The 16,939-nt window shown below is 68.0% G+C and carries 15 protein-coding genes and 1 tRNA gene; all 16 read right to left on the minus strand.

Annotated features, from left to right (window positions below; genetic code table 11):
• Positions 1–77: 77 nt before the first annotated feature.
• Positions 78–150, minus strand: a tRNA-Leu gene (locus tag AC5RVD_RS07075).
• 47 nt (positions 151–197) lie between these two features.
• On the minus strand, positions 198–707 hold the full coding sequence (locus tag AC5RVD_RS07080) for a GNAT family N-acetyltransferase (protein ID WP_494113280.1): 510 nt from the start codon (positions 705–707) through the stop codon (positions 198–200).
• Between the two features lie 124 nt (positions 708–831).
• On the minus strand, positions 832–2,280 hold the full coding sequence (locus AC5RVD_RS07085) for an NAD(P)/FAD-dependent oxidoreductase (RefSeq protein ID WP_494113281.1): 1,449 nt from the start codon (positions 2,278–2,280) through the stop codon (positions 832–834).
• Positions 2,281–2,357: 77 nt separating this feature from the next.
• Complete coding sequence (locus AC5RVD_RS07090) at positions 2,358–3,800, minus strand: S8 family serine peptidase (protein ID WP_494126492.1); 1,443 nt, start codon at positions 3,798–3,800, stop codon at positions 2,358–2,360.
• 49 nt (positions 3,801–3,849) lie between these two features.
• On the minus strand, positions 3,850–4,800 hold the full coding sequence (locus tag AC5RVD_RS07095) for a Ppx/GppA phosphatase family protein (RefSeq protein WP_494126493.1): 951 nt from the start codon (positions 4,798–4,800) through the stop codon (positions 3,850–3,852).
• The gene (locus AC5RVD_RS07100) at positions 4,800–5,510 is read right to left on the minus strand and encodes a DUF501 domain-containing protein (protein ID WP_494126494.1); all 711 of its coding nucleotides are present in this window, start codon (positions 5,508–5,510) and stop codon (positions 4,800–4,802) included. Before AC5RVD_RS07100 ends, AC5RVD_RS07095 begins: the two co-directional genes overlap by 1 nt.
• Positions 5,511–5,580: 70 nt before the next feature.
• A complete protein-coding gene (locus AC5RVD_RS07105) occupies positions 5,581–6,336 on the minus strand; it encodes an FtsB family cell division protein (RefSeq protein WP_494126495.1) in 756 nt (251 codons plus the stop codon).
• Positions 6,337–6,425: 89 nt separating this feature from the next.
• The gene (gene eno / locus AC5RVD_RS07110; protein ID WP_494126496.1) at positions 6,426–7,706 is read right to left on the minus strand and encodes a phosphopyruvate hydratase; all 1,281 of its coding nucleotides are present in this window, start codon (positions 7,704–7,706) and stop codon (positions 6,426–6,428) included.
• A 91-nt stretch (positions 7,707–7,797) separates the two neighbouring features.
• Positions 7,798–8,559: a MazG nucleotide pyrophosphohydrolase domain-containing protein gene (locus AC5RVD_RS07115; protein WP_494126497.1), complete on the minus strand. Its 762-nt coding sequence runs from the start codon at positions 8,557–8,559 to the stop codon at positions 7,798–7,800.
• Positions 8,560–8,566: 7 nt separating this feature from the next.
• Positions 8,567–9,712 (minus strand): adenosine deaminase, encoded by a 1,146-nt coding sequence (locus tag AC5RVD_RS07120; RefSeq protein WP_494126498.1) that lies wholly within the window; start codon positions 9,710–9,712, stop codon positions 8,567–8,569.
• Between the two features lie 54 nt (positions 9,713–9,766).
• Complete coding sequence (locus AC5RVD_RS07125; RefSeq protein ID WP_494126499.1) at positions 9,767–10,618, minus strand: DedA family protein; 852 nt, start codon at positions 10,616–10,618, stop codon at positions 9,767–9,769.
• A 246-nt stretch (positions 10,619–10,864) separates the two neighbouring features.
• Entirely contained in the window at positions 10,865–12,151 is a 1,287-nt protein-coding gene (locus AC5RVD_RS07130) for a thymidine phosphorylase (RefSeq protein WP_494126500.1), read from the minus strand.
• A gap of 31 nt (positions 12,152–12,182) precedes the next feature.
• On the minus strand, positions 12,183–12,587 hold the full coding sequence (locus AC5RVD_RS07135) for a cytidine deaminase (RefSeq protein WP_494122708.1): 405 nt from the start codon (positions 12,585–12,587) through the stop codon (positions 12,183–12,185).
• A 2-nt stretch (positions 12,588–12,589) separates the two neighbouring features.
• Complete coding sequence (locus AC5RVD_RS07140) at positions 12,590–13,879, minus strand: ABC transporter permease (protein WP_494113115.1); 1,290 nt, start codon at positions 13,877–13,879, stop codon at positions 12,590–12,592.
• Positions 13,876–15,237: an ABC transporter permease gene (locus AC5RVD_RS07145; protein ID WP_494113116.1), complete on the minus strand. Its 1,362-nt coding sequence runs from the start codon at positions 15,235–15,237 to the stop codon at positions 13,876–13,878. Before AC5RVD_RS07145 ends, AC5RVD_RS07140 begins: the two co-directional genes overlap by 4 nt.
• Positions 15,234–16,799, minus strand: a complete 1,566-nt coding sequence (locus AC5RVD_RS07150; protein ID WP_494126737.1) for an ABC transporter ATP-binding protein — start codon at positions 16,797–16,799, stop codon at positions 15,234–15,236. The genes AC5RVD_RS07145 and AC5RVD_RS07150 overlap by 4 nt, the downstream gene beginning before the upstream one ends.
• Between the last annotated feature and the right edge of the window lie 140 nt (positions 16,800–16,939).

Genomic DNA, 16,939 nt, shown 5'->3' on the forward strand with positions numbered 1-16,939 from the left:
GAGAAAACTAGTCCAATTTGTTGGTGAAAATAAGCGTTTTGGGTTACATCCTTGTAACGCTCGTCACATTCCATCCGTACCCCCGGTGGGACTCGAACCCACACTGGACCGATTTTAAGTCGGTTGTCTCTGCCATTGGACTACGGGGGCTGGACACTCCTGCACCTATCTAGGGTACTTGATGGGCCTGCGCCGGTTCACAGCCGCCCGAAGGGTTCGGCGTAGCGGAAAACACCGGCGGGCAGCGGGCGGCCGGCCAGTGGAAGGGCCATGAAGTTGGCGCCCCAGCTTGGATCCGGGGCACCGATGCCGACTTCGCCGGCCGGCCGATAACCAAACCGCGGATAGTAGCCGGTGCTCCCCAGCAGCAGGATCACGCTCTCCCCGGCGTCCTCGGCGCGACGCCGTGTTTCGTCCAGCAGGGCAGCCCCGATACCCGAACGCTGACGGTCCGGGTCCACGGCGATGGGCCCCAGTCCCAGCGCGGGCTCGTCGCCAATCCAGCCGCGGGTGCTGATGACATGGCCGACGACGGCGCCCTCTTCCTCCGCGACGAGCGAAAACTCGGGCAGGAAGCCGTCGCAGTCGTACAGCTCAGCCAGCAGTCGGGCTTCCACCGGCTCACCGCCGTCGTCGGTAGCGAAGGCGCGTGCCACCAACCGGAGGACTGCGGGCCGGTCTTCCCGTTGTTCTGTCCTGATCCTCACCGCAGCATTCTAGGCGGCCCCTCCAGGTAAATCTTCCCGGGGCATCTCCAGAGGAATTTCCCCTGGAATGCAGTAAGGCCCGGGCACCGCCGATGCGGTACCCGGGCCTGCTGCTGAGTTGCGCCTAGCGGCCGGTGGAGGCGAGTTCCTTGTCCGCCCCGGTGCCCTTGGCATCCCCTGCCGGTTTGGGAGCGTCGGCAGCCTGCGGCCGAGGCTTGGGGGCAGCCGCCTCGCGGAACTGGCGGTACGGGGTCTGCAGGTCGGCAAGGCGCGTGGTGTCGCGGCCCAGGAAAATTGTCCAGAACCAGTTCGAGATCACGCGGATCTTGCGCTCCACCGTCGGCATGGCCAGTCCGTGGTAGCCGCGGTGGGCCATCCATGCCGGCCAGCCCTTGAGCTTGATGCCCATAATCTTGGCAACGCCCTTATTGATGCCGAAGCCGGCGACGGCGCCGAGGTTCTTGTGCTTGTACTCGGTGACGGTGCCCACGCCCCAGCGGGCGGCGTAGATGTTCTTGGCAAGACGCTTCGCCTGACGGATGGCGTGCTGGGCGTTGGGGACGCAGAAGCCACCCACGCCGCCGCCGGTCAGGTCCGGCACGGCGGCGACGTCGCCGGCGGTCCAGGCACCCTCGATCGGGCCGTTCTCGTCGACGATCTGGAGCGTTGCGTTGGCCTTGATCCGGCCGCGCTCGTCCTGCGGGAAGCCGAAGTTGCGGGCCACCGGGTTCGCCTGCACGCCGGCGGTCCACAGGAGCGTATCGGCCTCGAAGGTTTCGGCGGGAGTCTTGTCCGGCATGTTGATCAGCTCCAGCACGCCGCCCTCTGCCTTGGCGAGCGAGGTGTTGAGCATGACCTCGATGCCGCGCGAGCGCATGTGCTCCACGACCCACTTGGCCTGGTCTTCGGTGACCTCGGGCATGATCCGGCCCATCGCCTCGACCAGCACGAAGCGCAGCTCTTCCTGGCGCAGCCGCCCGTTCTTCTTGACGGCGGAGCGGGCCAGGTCCTCGATTTCGGTCATGGCCTCGATGCCGGCGAAGCCTCCGCCGACGCCGACGAAGGTCAGCGCGCGCGTCCGCTCCGGCCCCTCGGGGAGCAACGAACCGGTTTCGATCCGCTCAAGCACCTTGTTGCGCAATTCCACGGCTTCTTCAATGGTCTTCAAACCGATCCCTGCCTCGGCCAGCCCGGGGATCGGGAAGGTGCGGGTCACGGCACCGGCGGCAACGACGACGTCGCGGTAGTCCAGCTCGAAGGCGTCGCCGACAGCGGGAGTAACCACGGCCTTCTTCGCCGCATGATCGATCGAAGTCACCTTGCCGGTGATGAGTTCGGTGTCCTGCAGGTGCTGCCGGTGGTTGACCACGGCATGGCGGGCTTCGATGCTGCCGGAAGCCACCTCGGGCAGGAACGGCTGGTACGTCATGTAGGGCAGCGGATCCACCAGGGTAACGATGCCGCCGTGCCCCTTAACCTTCTTCTGGAGCTTCAGCGCGACGTAAAGACCAACGTAACCGCCGCCGACCACCAGGACGCGCGGACGATCGGACAGAGCAGGAGTGAGTGCCATGCCCCCAGTATAGCCGCTTTTGTGAAAATTTTCACGAAGTGGACGGCGCCCGTGATGGCCGCCCAGACCCCGCGAAATCAGCGCTTGGCGGGCTTCCGGATCTCTTCCCGAATCGGCGGCATGAAGTCCGTGTCCGCTTCCTCGACCGCGGCCGTGCCCTGCTGCACCGCCTTGCGCGCCCGCATGGTCTGGACCGCGCCCAGCACCAGGACGGCGGCGATCAGCCCGCCGAACGAAAACACGAGGATGGCCGGCAACACGGAGTTTTCGCTGCGTGGGGGAACCGCCACGGGCGTAGTCGGTTCCGGAATATCCGGCGCCTCGGCCTTGGACTGCACCGGAGCCTCTGACTGGGGCGCGGCGACTTCACCGCGGCGGTGCACCGTAATCCATTGCGCGATGGAGCCGAGCGGGTTGGCGGCGACCTCCGGCACGTCGGCGTTCAGTGCAGCCTCGGCGTCGAGTACGCCGTAGCCGTAGATCGGATCATGGCCCGGAACACCGGCTTCCTTGGCCGTGCTGATGATGCGGTTGATGACCTGGGCCGCGCTCATGTCCGGGTACTTGGAGCGGATCAACGCGGCCACGCCCGAGACCAGCGGCGTGGCTCCCGACGTGCCGGACCAGTCGGCATAGAGGCCGCCGGGCAGTCCGCCGACGAGGTTCTCGGCCGGGGCCGCAACACCGATGACGATGCTCTGGGCCGAGGCCTCCTGGCTCGCCTCGCCATCGCGGTTCAATCCGGCCACGGTCAGCACGCCGGGGATGGTGGCCGGGGCGCCGGACTGTTCGGTGCCGCCGGCGCGGTTGCCGGCGGCGGCCACGACCACCACGTCATGCTGTTCGGCGTAGAGGAACGCCGCGTCCCAGCTCTCCGGCCAGGAGGTGCTGGAGCTGGTCAGCGACATGTTGATGACTTGTGCGCCATTGTCCACGGCCCAGCGGACGGCCGCGGGGATCTGCTCGTCGACGCCGATGCCCGAGGGGTTGGGTGTCCCGAGCCACGTTGAGGCCGTGAGGATCTGTGCCTTCGGCGCCACCCCGATCACGCCGTCCGTGCCGGCGCCAATCCCCTCGTCCTTGTGCTTTGACTTGGACTTGGACTCTTTGTCGTTTTTCTTTTTGTCGTCCTTCTTGTCCTTTTCGGGGGCATGCCCGCGTCCGGCCAGCAGGGTGGCAACCAGAGTGCCGTGCTCCGGTGTTTGCCCGATGCCGCGCTGGCCGTCGGGGTCCCCGGAGCCGGAGACGTCCGTACCGCCGACCACGGCCCCCTTGAGGTCGGGGTGCGTTGCGTCTACGCCGCTGTCGATCACTGCTACCTTGACGCCTTCGCCCTGCGACTCGTCCCAGGCGGCCCGGATCCCGTAGGCGTCCAGCCAGTATTCCTTGCCGCGGGTGTCGTCTGCCTGGACCGGGCCGGCGAGCACCAGCGAGGCGAGTACCGCAATCGCCGAACCCAGCGAGAAGGCCCTCGACGCGGCCGCGCGTCTGGCCGGCCGTTCACTGTCGCGCTGGCGCATGGATGTCCCTTCGGTTGGCAAAGCGGTCTGGTCCCCGAACCCGGGAAGCTCAGTGCGGCAGCCGGGTGGCCGCACTCAGGGCGATTCCGTCAAGAATATCGTGTTCGCTGGCGGTCGCGCCGTCCACGCGGCCACCGGTCAGTGCGGCCAACCGCCGGGAAACGGTCCGCCAGATGAGGGCGCCGGCGCCAATGACATCCACCCGTCCCGGATGCATGTACGGCAAGGCAGCCCGCTGTTGCCGCGTCATCTCCAGGAGGGAGGTGCAGGCTGAATCCAACCGGGCACCGTCCAGGTGCGCCCCGTGGATGACTTCCGGACGATACCGGGCCAGTTGCAAAGCGTGGGCGGTGACGGTGGTGACGGAACCCGCGACTCCGACCAGCCGGTCGACGTCGGCCAGCGGCACCTCGGCGAGCACCCGTGCCAGATGTTCCTCGGCGTCCGCCACGGCGTGGGCAATCTCCGCGGCGGTTGGCGGGTCCGAGAGCAGGTGCCGCTCGGTAAACCGGACGCAGCCCATGTCGGTGCTGAGCGCGGCCAGCACCCCTTCGGAGGTTCCCAGCACGAACTCCGTGCTGCCACCGCCCAGGTCCACCACCAGTACTTTCTCCCCCGCTTCCGGCGCCAGGACGCTGGCCGCCCCGGTGAAGGACAGCTCGGCCTCTTCCCGGCCGCTGATCACTTCCGGTTCCACCCCGAGGCGCTCGCGGATGCCGTCGACGAAGACCTGGCGGTTGGCGGCGTCGCGGGTGGCTGAGGTGGCGACAAACCGCAGGGTCTCGGCACCCTGGCTGCGCAGCTGGCCGGCATATTCCTCCGCCGCCGCGAAGGTCCGGTCCAACGCTTCCGGCGCCAGCGCCCCGGTAGCGTCGACGCCCTGCCCGAGCCGCACGACCTTCATCTCGCGGACCACGTCGGTGAGCCCGCCGTCCCCGACATCGGCAATCAGCAGGCGGATCGAGTTGGTCCCGCAGTCGATGGCTCCGACGCGCGCCATTAGGACTTCCCTCCGCCGGCATGGCCGGACGCGGAACCGCTGGCTGTTCCGGCGCCGTCGTCGTCCGCGGCATCCTTGCCGCCGGCGCGTCGGGCCTTCTTCGCGGCCAGCTCTTCGGCCGTCAGCCCCTGGGTCCGGGTATGGCGGCTCAGGTCCCGGGCCGGAGCGGTGCCGTCAACATCCCAGGCACCGGAGCAGTAGCAGCGGTCCGCGGTCCACCATTCCGCAATCCGCTCAAGCGCTTCGTCGCCCAGCGGATTCACGCCCGGACCCGCGGCCAGCGAATGACCCACCAGGACGTGCAGGCATTTGACCCGCGTGGGCATTCCGCCGGCGGAGACTCCCGCGATCTCGGGCACGTCGCCGATACCGGCCCGGCGGCCGACCTCGTCGCGGGCCGCCACGTACTCATCGTGGGCGCGGCGGTAGGCCGCGGCCAATTCCGGATCCCCCTCCAGCCGTTCGGTCATCTCCGTCATGACCCCTGCCGCTTCCAGCCGGGATACCGCGGACGTGATGACCGGGTGGGTCAGGTAGTACGTGGTCGGGAAGGGTATTCCGTTCCCGAGCCGCGGCGCCGTCGTGGCGACCAGCGGGTTTCCGCACACACACCGTGCACCGATTTCCACGACATCGCGCACCGGCCTGCCGAGCTGGCGGCTCAGGGTGTCGAGATCGTCGGGTGTGGGGGTGCGCTGAGCGTCGTTCACGGCTCAGTCCTTTCCTGGTGCTGCGGCCCGTGGGGCAGGGCCGGGTAATCCGGCAGGCTCTGCCGGGAGGTCAGTCCGCTGCGGGCGGGTCTGTTGCCGCGCGGGTCACCGAGTTCCACAGGGCGTCGACCCACGGCAGGTCCTCGGGTGCGGTGGCGGAGGCATGTTTGTTGGACTCGCGCAGTCCTTCCGCGCCGGTGACCATGTACCGCTTCTCCCCCGGCATTACATAGAATATGCGATCCCGGGCCTGCTGCTTGATGTAGGCAGGATCGTCCCAGCGGGCCAGTTCCTTGGTCAGCTGTTCGTTGGAGTCTTTCTTGGCGGCGATGTCCGCCTGCAGCGCGGAGAGTTCCGCCCGCTGTTCAATGAAAATGCGCACCGACGGGGCCAGCAGTACGGTGATGGATACCAGCACCACGGCCAGCGCCAGCAGGCGGCCGGAGAACGCTTTGGCCGGGACCGGCACGACGTCGGCCGGGGTTTCCCTGGCCGGTGGCCGGGGCTTTGGGTCCGCGGCCGGTGCGGCAGGCTGCCTGATGGCCTCGGACAGCTGGCGGCGTTCCGCCGCGCGGACTTCCGACGGCGAGGGCTTGGGTTTCGCCGGCGGCTTCGGCTTTCGCGCGTGGCCTGCGTCCGGCGCGCGGCGGGTACGGGCATCCGGCTGGGAAGCCGGGCCGGACGGCGTCCGGCCGAAGTCGGCGCGAATCACCTGTCCGCTCTCCGGTTCCCGAGCGTCGGTGTCCTTCCCGTCCACGCCGCCCGAAGCAGGCCCACTGCCGGACGGGCGGCGGGCCCGCGGCATGTTGGGGCGTCGGGTGGACATTCAGGCTCCTCACCGTGGAAGTCGTGCGGGGCCCGGCATCGGCTGTGCCGCCGGGCCCCGCTTAAGACATTACCGAGGGTCGGGCCGAACTACGCCGTGAAACGCGGGAAGGCGCCGCGACCGGCGTAGCGGGCCGCGTCGTCGAGCTCCTCTTCGATGCGCAGCAGCTGGTTGTACTTGGCCACGCGCTCCGAACGCGCCGGGGCGCCGGTCTTGATCTGGCCGGCGTTGGTGGCCACGGCGATGTCGGCGATGGTGGTGTCCTCGGTTTCGCCGGAGCGGTGCGAGGTGATCGTGGTGTAGCCGTTGCGCTGGGCCAGGGCCACGGCCTCCAGGGTTTCGGTCAGCGAACCGATCTGGTTGACCTTGACCAACAGGGAGTTGGCGGTCTTGGCATCGATGCCTTGCTGCAGCCGCTCGGGGTTGGTGACGAACAGGTCGTCGCCCACCAGCTGCACCTTGTCGCCCAACTCGGCCGTCAGGGCGGCCCAGCCCTCCCAGTCGGATTCGTCCAGCGGATCCTCGATGGAGACCAGCGGGAAGTCGGCCACCAGCTGGGCGTAGTAGGCGCTCATCTCCGCCGCCGTCAGGGACTTGCCTTCGAACAGGTAGGCGCCGTCCTGGTAGAACTCGGAGGACGCCACGTCCAGGGCCAAGGCAATGTCCTTGCCCGGGGTGTAGCCGGCACGGGTGATCGCCTCGGTGATCAAATCCAGCGCCGCCCGGTTGCTGGGCAGGTTCGGGGCGAAGCCGCCCTCATCGCCCAGGCCGGTGGAAAGGCCCTTCTCCTTCAGCACGCCCTTGAGGCTGTGGTAGACCTCCACGCCCCAGCGCAGCCCCTCGGAGAACGTGGCGGCGCCCAGCGGCACCACCATGAACTCCTGGATGTCCACGTCGGAATCGGCGTGCGAGCCGCCGTTGAGGATATTCATCAGCGGGACCGGCAGCACGTGGGCGTTCGGGCCGCCCAGGTACTTGTACAGCGGAAGGTTGGCGGATTCGGCGGCGGCCGAGGCCACGGCCAGCGAAACGCCGAGGATGGCGTTGGCGCCGAGGTCGGACTTGTTGGAGGTGCCGTCCAGGTCCAGCATGGTCTGGTCGATCAGCCGCTGGTCGGTGGCGTCGAGGCCCGCCAGCGCCGGCTGGATGGTGTCCACCACGGCGGCCACGGCCTGGCCGACGCCCTTGCCCAGGTAGCGGTCCTTCTCGCCGTCGCGGCGTTCCACCGCCTCGAACGCCCCGGTGGAGGCCCCGGACGGAACCGCGGCACGGCCCATCGAGCCGTCAGACAGCAGCACCTCAACTTCAACGGTGGGGTTGCCGCGGGAATCAAGGATTTCGCGCGCGTGGATGGCATCGATCAGCGCCATGGAGTAGCTCCTGTTCGTTGGAACGAAAAGATGGAATGTCTGCAGGCGAGGCCGGAGCCGGCTGCAAGGTCCGGCTTAAGACTAATCGAGATCACCCGCTGCGGTTTTCTTCCGTTACGCGCTGCTGGAATCTGCGGACGGCGGTCCGCAGCGCCTGCTCGGGATCCACTCCGGCCTCAACTGCGCGGCGAACGACGGCGAACAGTTCCTCGCCGACGTCGCACTCCGCCCGGGCTGCACCCTCGGCCGAAGTCCGCCCGGCCGCGCCGTCCTGGTTTAGGACGGCCGCCGACGGGCTGCCGGCCCGGCGGGCGCGGTCCAGGGATTTCGCCGCCAACGTCAGAGCCGGCAGCGAGTGCGGCAGGCCGTCGAACGGCGTGGTCCGCTCCGGTTTCTCCGCCGCCTTGACCGCGTCGTAACCGGCCACGATCTCTGCGATGGTGTCCGGAAACTTCTCCTGCAGCGATCCGTCCGGCCGGAAGACATGCCGGTTCCGCCGGATGAGCTTGGCTGTCAGTTCGGCGGCCACGGCGTCGAAATCGAAGTGTCCCCGTTCTTCCTGCAAACGGGCATGCAGCACCACCTGGTAGAGCACATCGGCCAGTTCGCCCTTGAGCTCTTCCACATCGGCCCGGCCGGTGTGGCCGGTTTCGACGGCTTCGGCCAGTTCGTGGGCTTCCTCCACCAAGTACTCGACCAGCGACTCGTGGGTCAGCGCGGCCGTCCACAAGCAGTGCTCGCGCAGTTGTGCCACGACTTCCAGCAGCCTGGCAACGGCCCGGCCTCGCCCGGGCTGCGCCGTTGCGGCGTCCGGGAGCGGCCCCGGTTCGAAGGATTGTCCGGCGTGGGGCATGGCGACGTCAGCCCGGCTGGCTGTTAAAGGCCTCGCCGATGAACTCGATGAGCGCCTCACGCTCTTCCAGCGGCAGGAAGGCGGCTTCGGCGGCGTTGAGCGTGATCTCCAGCAGGTCATCGAGGTCGTAGTCGAAGGTCTCCACCAGCAACTCGTATTCGTCGGAGAGCGTCACGCCGCTCATCAGGCGGTTGTCGGTGTTGATCGTGACCTTGAACCCGGTCTGGTAGAGCAGGTCGAACGGGTGTGAGTGGATGCCTTCGCCGAAGACGGCGATCGCACCGGTCTGCAGGTTGGATGAGGGGCTGCACTCGAGCGGGATGCCGCGGTCGCGGACCCACGAGGCGACCCGGCCCAGGGTGACCATGCCAACCTCGTCGCCGTCCTCGCCGTCGGGGCCGAAGTCCACCTGGATGTCCTCGGCGATCCGCACGCCGTGGCCCAGCCGCAGCGCACGGCCGCTGACCAGCGCATCCACGATGCTGTCCACTCCGGCTGCCTCGCCGGCGTGGACAGTGACCGGGAACTGCTGTTCGGCCAGGTAGGTGAAGGCGTCCTTGAAGCGTGAGGGCGGGAAGCCGTCCTCGGCTCCGGCAATGTCGAATCCGACGACGCCCCGGTCACGGTGGCGGACGGCGAGTTCAGCGATCTCCTGCGAGCGGTCGGCATGCCGCATTGCGGTGATCAGCTGGCCCACCTGGATGGGGCGGCCACTGGCTTCCACGGCGGCCACGCCGGCTTCGAGGCCTGCCTGGACGGCTTCCACCGCCTCGTCCAAGGTCAGGCCCTTGGACAGGTGCTGTTCCGGCGCCCACCGGACCTCGCCGTAGACCACGCCGTCGTCGGCCAGGTCCTCCACGAATTCCTGGGCCACGCGGAACAGGCCTTCCGTGGTCTGCATCACGGCGACGGTGTGGTCAAAGGTTTCCAGGTAGCGCACCAGCGAGCCGGAATCCGCCGACTCCCGGAACCATTCCCCGAGCGCCACCGGGTCAGTGGAGGGCAGCTCGTGGCCCTCGGCCGCGGCCAGTTCGATGATCGTGGCGGGACGCAGTCCGCCGTCCAGGTGGTCGTGCAGCGAAACCTTCGGCAGGCTGCGGATGTCGATGTCCAGGTCGGCTGCGGTGTCTTCGGAGTATTCAGGCTCAGTCACAGGCACCACCTTACGCGAGCACCCGGACGGCCGGCGCGGATGCCGTCGCCTGGGTCAGTCGTCGAGGCCCGCCGTTGAATGGTTGCGGGAGGACACGGTCAGGGGGACGTACGGTTCGAAGCGGACCGTCCGCGAACCGGTTGGCGGCAGCTGGTCGGCGGGATCGCGGCGTGCAGCCACTGCCCCATCCGGGCTCTCGGCGGCTGCCGCGCCGCCGTCGCCTGCCGCCGTCGGCCCGGCTTCGGTGGCCGGCTCCGCAACGCCGTATGCGGCCGGGGCGGCGGCGCGCAGCCGCGCCGCACGGCGCCGATTGGCCAGTTTCATGCCGTGGTCCAGCGCCAGGCCCAGCAGCAGCGCCAGCACGATCGCCAGTCCCGCGGCCAGGAGGGTGTTGTCATGGAACCAGCGCCCGGCCAGTGCCCCGATGCCTACCGAGTACAAGGACCAGGAGATTCCGGCGACCACGGAAAACAGGACGAACTTGCGGTGGTTGTATCCGGTTGCGCCGGCGGTCATGTTGACGGCCACGCGGCCTACTGGAATGTAGCGTGCGCTCAGGATCAGCAGGGCGCCGCGCCGGTCCAGTTCCCGGCGGGCCCAGGCGAAGGCGGCGGCAACCCGGGGGCGCTGCATCCAGCGGAAACGGTCTGCACCGATGCGGCGCCCGATCAAATACGCGATGTTGTCCCCCGCTATCGCGCCCGCGGCGGCGACTGCGGCCACCAGCCAGACATTCGGAGCTCCTGCGGATACCGCGATGGCTGCCAAGGCCACGACCACCGATTCACTGGGCACCGGCGGGAAGATCCCGTCGATCAGGCAGAGAGCCAGGAGCAGTGGGTAAATCCACCATTGCGCTGCCGCGTCGATGATGAAGACGCTGAGCGCGTCCATGAAAGTCTGCACGAAGTGTTCCTGTCCGCTGGATATCTAGTCCAACGATGCCATGCCGCGTTTTGTGCCGCTATCGGGTAGATCCCTGACCGGGCCCCCATCGGTCGACACCGCAGACCCCGCGGTGCGCCGGGGCCTCCCCCCGCTCCGGCCGCACCACATCATCGTAGCGGGGCCGGAGGAACGGCGGGAAGAGGTTGATCCGGTGGATATATATCCGTGCTGCCCCAGTTGTTTACAGCTGGGGTCTTCCGTGCGTCAGGCCACCCGGTCGATGATCAGCTGCCGGGCCGGCCGGCTCCCCTCCGGCGCAATGACGACGGCGTCGCGCAGCGCCTCCCTGGCGCGGTCGAACCTTTCGGGGGTATCGGTCAACAGCGTCATCAGCGGCTCGCCTGCGCGGACCACCGCCCCGGGCTTGGCGTGCATCCGCACGCCGGCCCCGGCCTGCACGGCGTCTTCCTTGCGGGCTCGTCCGGCTCCCAGCCGCCATGCGGCGACGCCGACAGCCAGGGCGTCCAGCTGCATCAACACGCCGTCGGCCTCGGCGTAGACGACTTCCGATTCCCTGGCCACCGGCAGGTTGGCGTCGGGATCCCCGCCCTGGGCGCGGATCATGGATTTCCAGACGTCCATGGCGCGGCCGTCCCGCAGCGCGGCCGCAGGGTCGGCGTCCCTCACGCCGGCCGCCTGCAGCATCTCCTCGGCCAGCTTCACCGTCAGCTCCACGACATCCTCGGGGCCGCCGCCGGCCAGTACCTCCACCGATTCTTCGACCTCGATGGCGTTACCGGCGGTCAGCCCGAGCGGTGTGCTCATATCGGTCAGCAGCGCCACCGTGTTCACGCCCGCATCCTGGCCCAAGGCCACCATGGTTTCGGCCAGTTCCCGGGCGTTGCGCTCGTCCTTCATGAAGGCCCCGCTGCCGACCTTCACGTCCAGCACCAGCGAGCCGGTGCCTTCGGCAATCTTCTTGCTCATGATAGAGGAGGCAATCAGCGGGATCGCCTCCACTGTGCCGGTTACATCGCGCAGCGCGTAGAGCTTCTTGTCCGCAGGAGCCAAACCTGCCCCGGCCGCGCAGATGACGGCGCCGACGTCGGCCAGCTGGCTCATCATCTCGTCATTGCTGAGCAGGGCCCGCCAGCCCGGGATCGACTCGAGCTTGTCCAGGGTGCCGCCGGTGTGGCCCAGGCCGCGGCCGGACAGCTGCGGCACCGCCACACCGAAGACGGCCACCAGCGGGGCCAGCGGGAGGGTGATCTTGTCCCCCACGCCGCCGGTGGAGTGCTTGTCCGCGGTCGCCTTGCCGAGCGAGGAGAAGTCCATCCGCTCACCGGAGGCAATCATCGCCGTCGTCCAGTGCGCAATCTCCTCCCGGTCCATGCCGTTGAGCAGGATGGCCATGTTCAGCGCGGACATTTGCTCGTCGGCGATGGCCCCGCGGGTGTAGGCGTCGATGGTCCAGGCGATCTGCTCCGGGCTGAGCGTTCCCCTGTCCCGCTTGGTCCGGATGATGTCGACGGCGTCGAATGTTTCGGTCATGTCCTGCTCCTTACGTGATGCGTTCCGGCCGTCAGGCCAGGTGCTGCGGGCCGAAGGCGTCCGGCAGCACCTCGTCCATGGTCTTGAGGCCGGCCGGCGTCATCAGCAGCATGCCGGGCGCGCGAAACTCGTACAACAGCTGACGGCACCGGCCGCACGGCATCAGGGCGTTGCCCTCCCCGTCCACGCAGCTGAACGCGGCCAGTTTTCCCCCGCCCGTCATGTTCAGCTGGCTCACCAGCGAACATTCGGCGCACAAGGTCAGGCCGTAGGAGGCGTTTTCCACGTTGCAGCCGGAGACAATCCGGCCGTCGTCGGTGAGTGCGGCGGCACCGACCGGGAAGCCCGAATACGGTACGTAAGCCAGCCGCATGGCGGCCTCCGCGGCCTGCTGGAGGGCGTGCCAGTCCACGGGTCGGGCCGTCGTTGGTTCCACGGTCAGCCCTTGATGTACGGCACGCCGCTGGCGGCCGGGGGTCGGGCGCGGCCCACCAGGCCGGCGACGGCGAAGATGGTCACCACATAGGGCAGCATGGCCAGGAACTGGTTCGGCACCGTGGAACCCAGGGCGCTGAGCACGTACTGGAGGTTCGTCGCGAAGCCGAAGAGCAGCGCCGCGAAGAACGCGTACAGCGGGTTCCAGCGGCCGAAGATCAGCGCCGCCAGGGCGATGTAGCCCTGCCCGGCGGTCATGTCGCGGCCGAAGCTGGAAACAAGGACCAGGGTGAAGAAGGCACCGCCGAAACCGGCGACGACGCCGGCCAGCAGCACGTTCATGAACCGCATCCGGTTGACCTTCACGCCCAGGGTGTCCGCCGCCTTGGGGTGTTCGCCGACGGCACGGGTGCGCAGGCCCCACTTGGTGTGGAACAGGCCGAAGTAGATCACGGCCACCGCGACGTACATCAGGTAGCCGACCACCGACTGCTCGAACAGGATGGGGCCGATGATCGGGATGTCGGACAGCACCGGAATGCTGATGATCGGCAGCCGCGGCGGAGAGTTCCAGGTGGCCGAATCGGCCGAGAGGACGGTGGAGAACAGGAAACCTGTCAGGCCGGAAACCAGCACGTTGAGCACCACCCCGACGATCACCTGGTTGACGATGTACTTGATGCTGAACACCGCCAGTACCGCCGAGACCAGCACGCCGCCGACGGCCGCGGCGGCCAGGCCGATAAACGCGTTGCCGGAGAGCGATCCGGCGACCGCGGCGGAGAAGGCACCGAACAGCAGCTGCCCTTCGATGGCAATGTTGACGACGCCGGAGCGTTCGCACAGCACGCCGGAGAGGGAACCGAAGATCAGCGGCACGGCCAAAGTGACCGAACCGGCCAGCAGGCCGTAGAGGGCCACGTTGGGGGTCCGGGCGCTGCCCACCACCCAGGTCAGGAATCCGACCACGAACAGTACGGCAAAGACGGCCACCAGCCAGCCGGGGACCTTCCGCCCGGACCGGACCAGCATGAACGACCAGACGGCGCCGGCCAGCATCAGGACGGCGGTGACCCAGCCGGTGACGACCGCCGAGAGCACGACCGAGGGCAGCACCACCGGGTCGTTGGGATCCGACAGCCGGAAGGTCACCGAGTTGTCCGGTGCCCCGATCGCGAAAACCAGGATGGACGCGAAGGCCAGGACGGCCAGGATGACCGGCGTCTTCCAGTTCCGCACGGTGTCCGCGGCGGTGGGGCTTTGCTGCGGGGCGGTGACGGTAGCCGTGCTCATGCTGCACCTCCGGCGCTTGCGGTCTTACGGGGTTTTGCCGTCAGTTTGCCCGGCTCGGGGAGCCGGAAGATCGCGCGCACGAGCGGCGGAGCCGCGATGAACAGCACGATCATGGACTGGACCACCAGGACAATGTCGATGCCGGTGCCGGTGTTGGTCTGCATGGTCACGCCGCCGGCGCGGAAGGCGCCAAACAGCAGGCCGGCCGCAAACGTGCCCCACGGCGTCGAACGTCCCAGCAGTGCCACGGTGATGGCGTCGAACCCGAAACTGGCCGCGACGCCCGCGGTCAGCACGCGTTCGGTGCCGGCCACCTGCGCGACGCCGGCCAGGCCGGCGAGTGCGCCCGCCAGCACCATCACCACGACGTAGCCCTTGGTGACGCTGATGCCTGCGGTGCGGGCAGCGTGCGGGTTGGAGCCCACGGCCCGCAGCTCGAAGCCAATGGTGGAGCGGTTGAGCAGCCACCAGCAAAAAACGGTGGCCAGAATGGCTACCACGAAGCCCCAGTGCAGCCGGAAGGTGTCGCCGAAGAGCGGCGGATACATGGCCGTGGCATCCAGCTGGGGGCTGATCGGGTTGGTGGAGCCGGGACGCTGGAACGCGGGCATGGTCAGCAAGTACAGCACCAGGTTGATGGCCACGTAGTTGAGCATGATCGACAGGATCACTTCGTGGGCACCGGTCTTGGCCTTCAGCAGGCCGACGAGGCCGCCCCACAATGCGCCGCCGATGATGCCGGCGATGATGACCAGGAGCAGGTGCAGGCCCACCGGAAGGTGCCAGCTGAAACCGACCCAGGCGGCCAGGGTGGCACCGATGATGATCTGGCCCTGCGCCCCGATGTTGAACAGTCCCGCGCGGAACGCCAGCGCCACGCCCAGGCCCGCGCAGATGAGCGGCGTTGCCACGGTCAGCGTCTGGGTCAGCGGGTAGATCATCCGGGCGAACGTGGAGCCCTCGAAGTTGAAGATTGAGCCCTGGAACAGCGCGGCGTAGGCGTTGGCGGCGGCCGTCCAGCCGGCAGCCAGCATGTCCTGCGGCCGGGCGAAGAAGTAGCTGGAGGTCCGGGCCACTTCCTCGTTCGTCAACGCGATCAGGATGCCGCCGGCGATCAGGGATAGCACAATGGCGAGGACAGCCACCAGCGCGTTTCCGGAGACGATCCGCTGCATGATGGTCTGATGCGCCCGCAATTCGGGGTGCAGGCTCTCCCCCGTGGGCAGGACGGCCGGCGGCGCCTGGGTGCCGTCGCCGAGGGCGGCAGCTGCCTCGAGCCGCTGCTCGTCGCCCTCCGCCGCGGGCTTGCCCGCGTGTTTCGACCGCTTCCCGTGCTTGCGGGACTCGTCCGCGCTCATTCCTCGCCTCCTTCGGCGTCTGTCTGCTGTACCTCGGCATCCGTCCGGTGTGCCTGTGCTTCCTCGGCGCTCATGCCGGCCATCATCAGGCCCAGCTCGCCGCGCGAGGTACCGGCGGGGACGATGCCCATCAGCCGGCCCTGATAGAGCACGGCAATCCGGTCGGCAAGTTCCAGCACCTCGTCCAGTTCGGTGGAAACGATCATCACCGGCGTGCCGACGTCGCGCTCGGCGACGATCCGCTTGTGCAGGAATTCGATGGAGCCTACGTCCACGCCGCGGGTCGGCTGCGAAGCGATGAAGAGCTTCAACGGCCTGGACAGCTCCCGGGCCATGACCACCTTTTGCTGGTTCCCGCCGGAGAGCGTACCGGCCGCCGCCGCCGCAGACTGGGTGCGGACGTCGAACTCCTCGATGTATTGCTCGGCATTCTGGGCGACCAAGGCGGGCTTCATGGCCAGGCCGCGGGCGAAGGGCGGCTGGTCGTAGCGGTTGAGGATGAGGTTTTCGGCCACGGAGAAGGTCCCCACCAGGCCCTCGACGCTGCGGTCCTCCGGGACGAAGCCGACGCCGGCCTCGATGATGTCCTTGACCTTGCGCCCCACCAGTTCGCGGCCTTCGAGCCTGATGGAGCCGGACACATGGTCCTGCAGCCCCAGGATCGCCTCGGTCAGTTCCGTCTGCCCGTTGCCCTGGACGCCGGCCACCGCAAGGATCTCGCCGCGCGCGATCGCGAAACTGATGCCGTCCACCACGCGCTGGCCCGTCGCCGAACGCACCGTGAGGTTCTCGACGGTGAATGTTTCCTCGCCCGGCCGGGCCGGTTCCTTGTCCAGGGTCAGGCTGACGGCGCGGCCCACCATCATTTCTGCCAATTCGGTCGTGGAGGCCGAGGGCGGTGCGTCGCCGATGACCTTGCCCCGGCGAATGACGGTGATGATGTCGGAAACTGCCTTGACTTCGCGCAGCTTGTGCGAGATGAAGACGATGGCCTTGCCGTCGGCCTTGAGCTGGCCCATGATGCCCAGCAGCTCATCCGTTTCCTTGGGCGTCAGGACAGCGGTCGGCTCGTCCAGGATCAGCACTTCGGCGTCACGGACCAAGGCCTTGATGATCTCGACGCGCTGCTGCACCCCCACCGGCAGGTCCTCGACCACCGCATCGGGATCCACTTCGAAGCCGTACTGGTCGGAGATCTCCCTGATCCGGGCCCGGGTCTCATCCAGGTTGAGCTGGCCGCCAGCCTTGGTCGCTTCATTGCCCAGCGCCACGTTCTCTGCCACGGTGAACACCGGAACGAGCATGAAGTGCTGGTGCACCATGCCGATGCCGGCCGCCATGGCATCCCCGGGGCCGTTGAAGGTGACGGGCTTGTCGTCGACCAGGATCTGTCCTTCGGTCGGCTCATAGAGCCCGTAGAGGACGTTCATCAGCGTGGATTTCCCGGCGCCGTTTTCACCCAGCAGGCTGTGCACCTGTCCCGGCTGCACCACCAGGTCAATGTGGTCGTTGGCGATCAGGGAGCCGAATCGCTTGGTGATTCCCTTGAGCTCGAGTTTCAAACCCCAACCCACCTGTTCTTTGTCCGTAGGTACGACGGTCCTCATCCAGCGGCGCGGTGACGGGCGGTGTTGCTGCCCCGGACGCTGTGCCTAGCCTAAACCGGTTCGGCCGCTTACAGCGCGAACCGCCACCCTCGGCA

This window comes from Arthrobacter sp. THG-b23 (assembly GCF_059091265.1).

What these genes read in the sequence shown, in the direction of transcription:
- AC5RVD_RS07090 (WP_494126492.1), bottom strand. Translation starts at nt 3,800, where the DNA reads ATGCGCCAGCGCGACAGTGAACGGCCGGCCAGACGCGCGGCCGCGTCG.
- AC5RVD_RS07085 (WP_494113281.1), bottom strand. Translation starts at nt 2,280, where the DNA reads ATGGCACTCACTCCTGCTCTGTCCGATCGTCCGCGCGTCCTGGTGGTC.
- AC5RVD_RS07130 (WP_494126500.1), bottom strand. Translation starts at nt 12,151, where the DNA reads ATGACCGAAACATTCGACGCCGTCGACATCATCCGGACCAAGCGGGAC.
- AC5RVD_RS07095 (WP_494126493.1), bottom strand. Translation starts at nt 4,800, where the DNA reads ATGGCGCGCGTCGGAGCCATCGACTGCGGGACCAACTCGATCCGCCTG.
- AC5RVD_RS07115 (WP_494126497.1), bottom strand. Translation starts at nt 8,559, where the DNA reads ATGCCCCACGCCGGACAATCCTTCGAACCGGGGCCGCTCCCGGACGCC.
- AC5RVD_RS07105 (WP_494126495.1), bottom strand. Translation starts at nt 6,336, where the DNA reads ATGTCCACCCGACGCCCCAACATGCCGCGGGCCCGCCGCCCGTCCGGC.
- eno (WP_494126496.1), bottom strand. Translation starts at nt 7,706, where the DNA reads ATGGCGCTGATCGATGCCATCCACGCGCGCGAAATCCTTGATTCCCGC.
- AC5RVD_RS07145 (WP_494113116.1), bottom strand. Translation starts at nt 15,237, where the DNA reads ATGAGCGCGGACGAGTCCCGCAAGCACGGGAAGCGGTCGAAACACGCG.
- AC5RVD_RS07140 (WP_494113115.1), bottom strand. Translation starts at nt 13,879, where the DNA reads ATGAGCACGGCTACCGTCACCGCCCCGCAGCAAAGCCCCACCGCCGCG.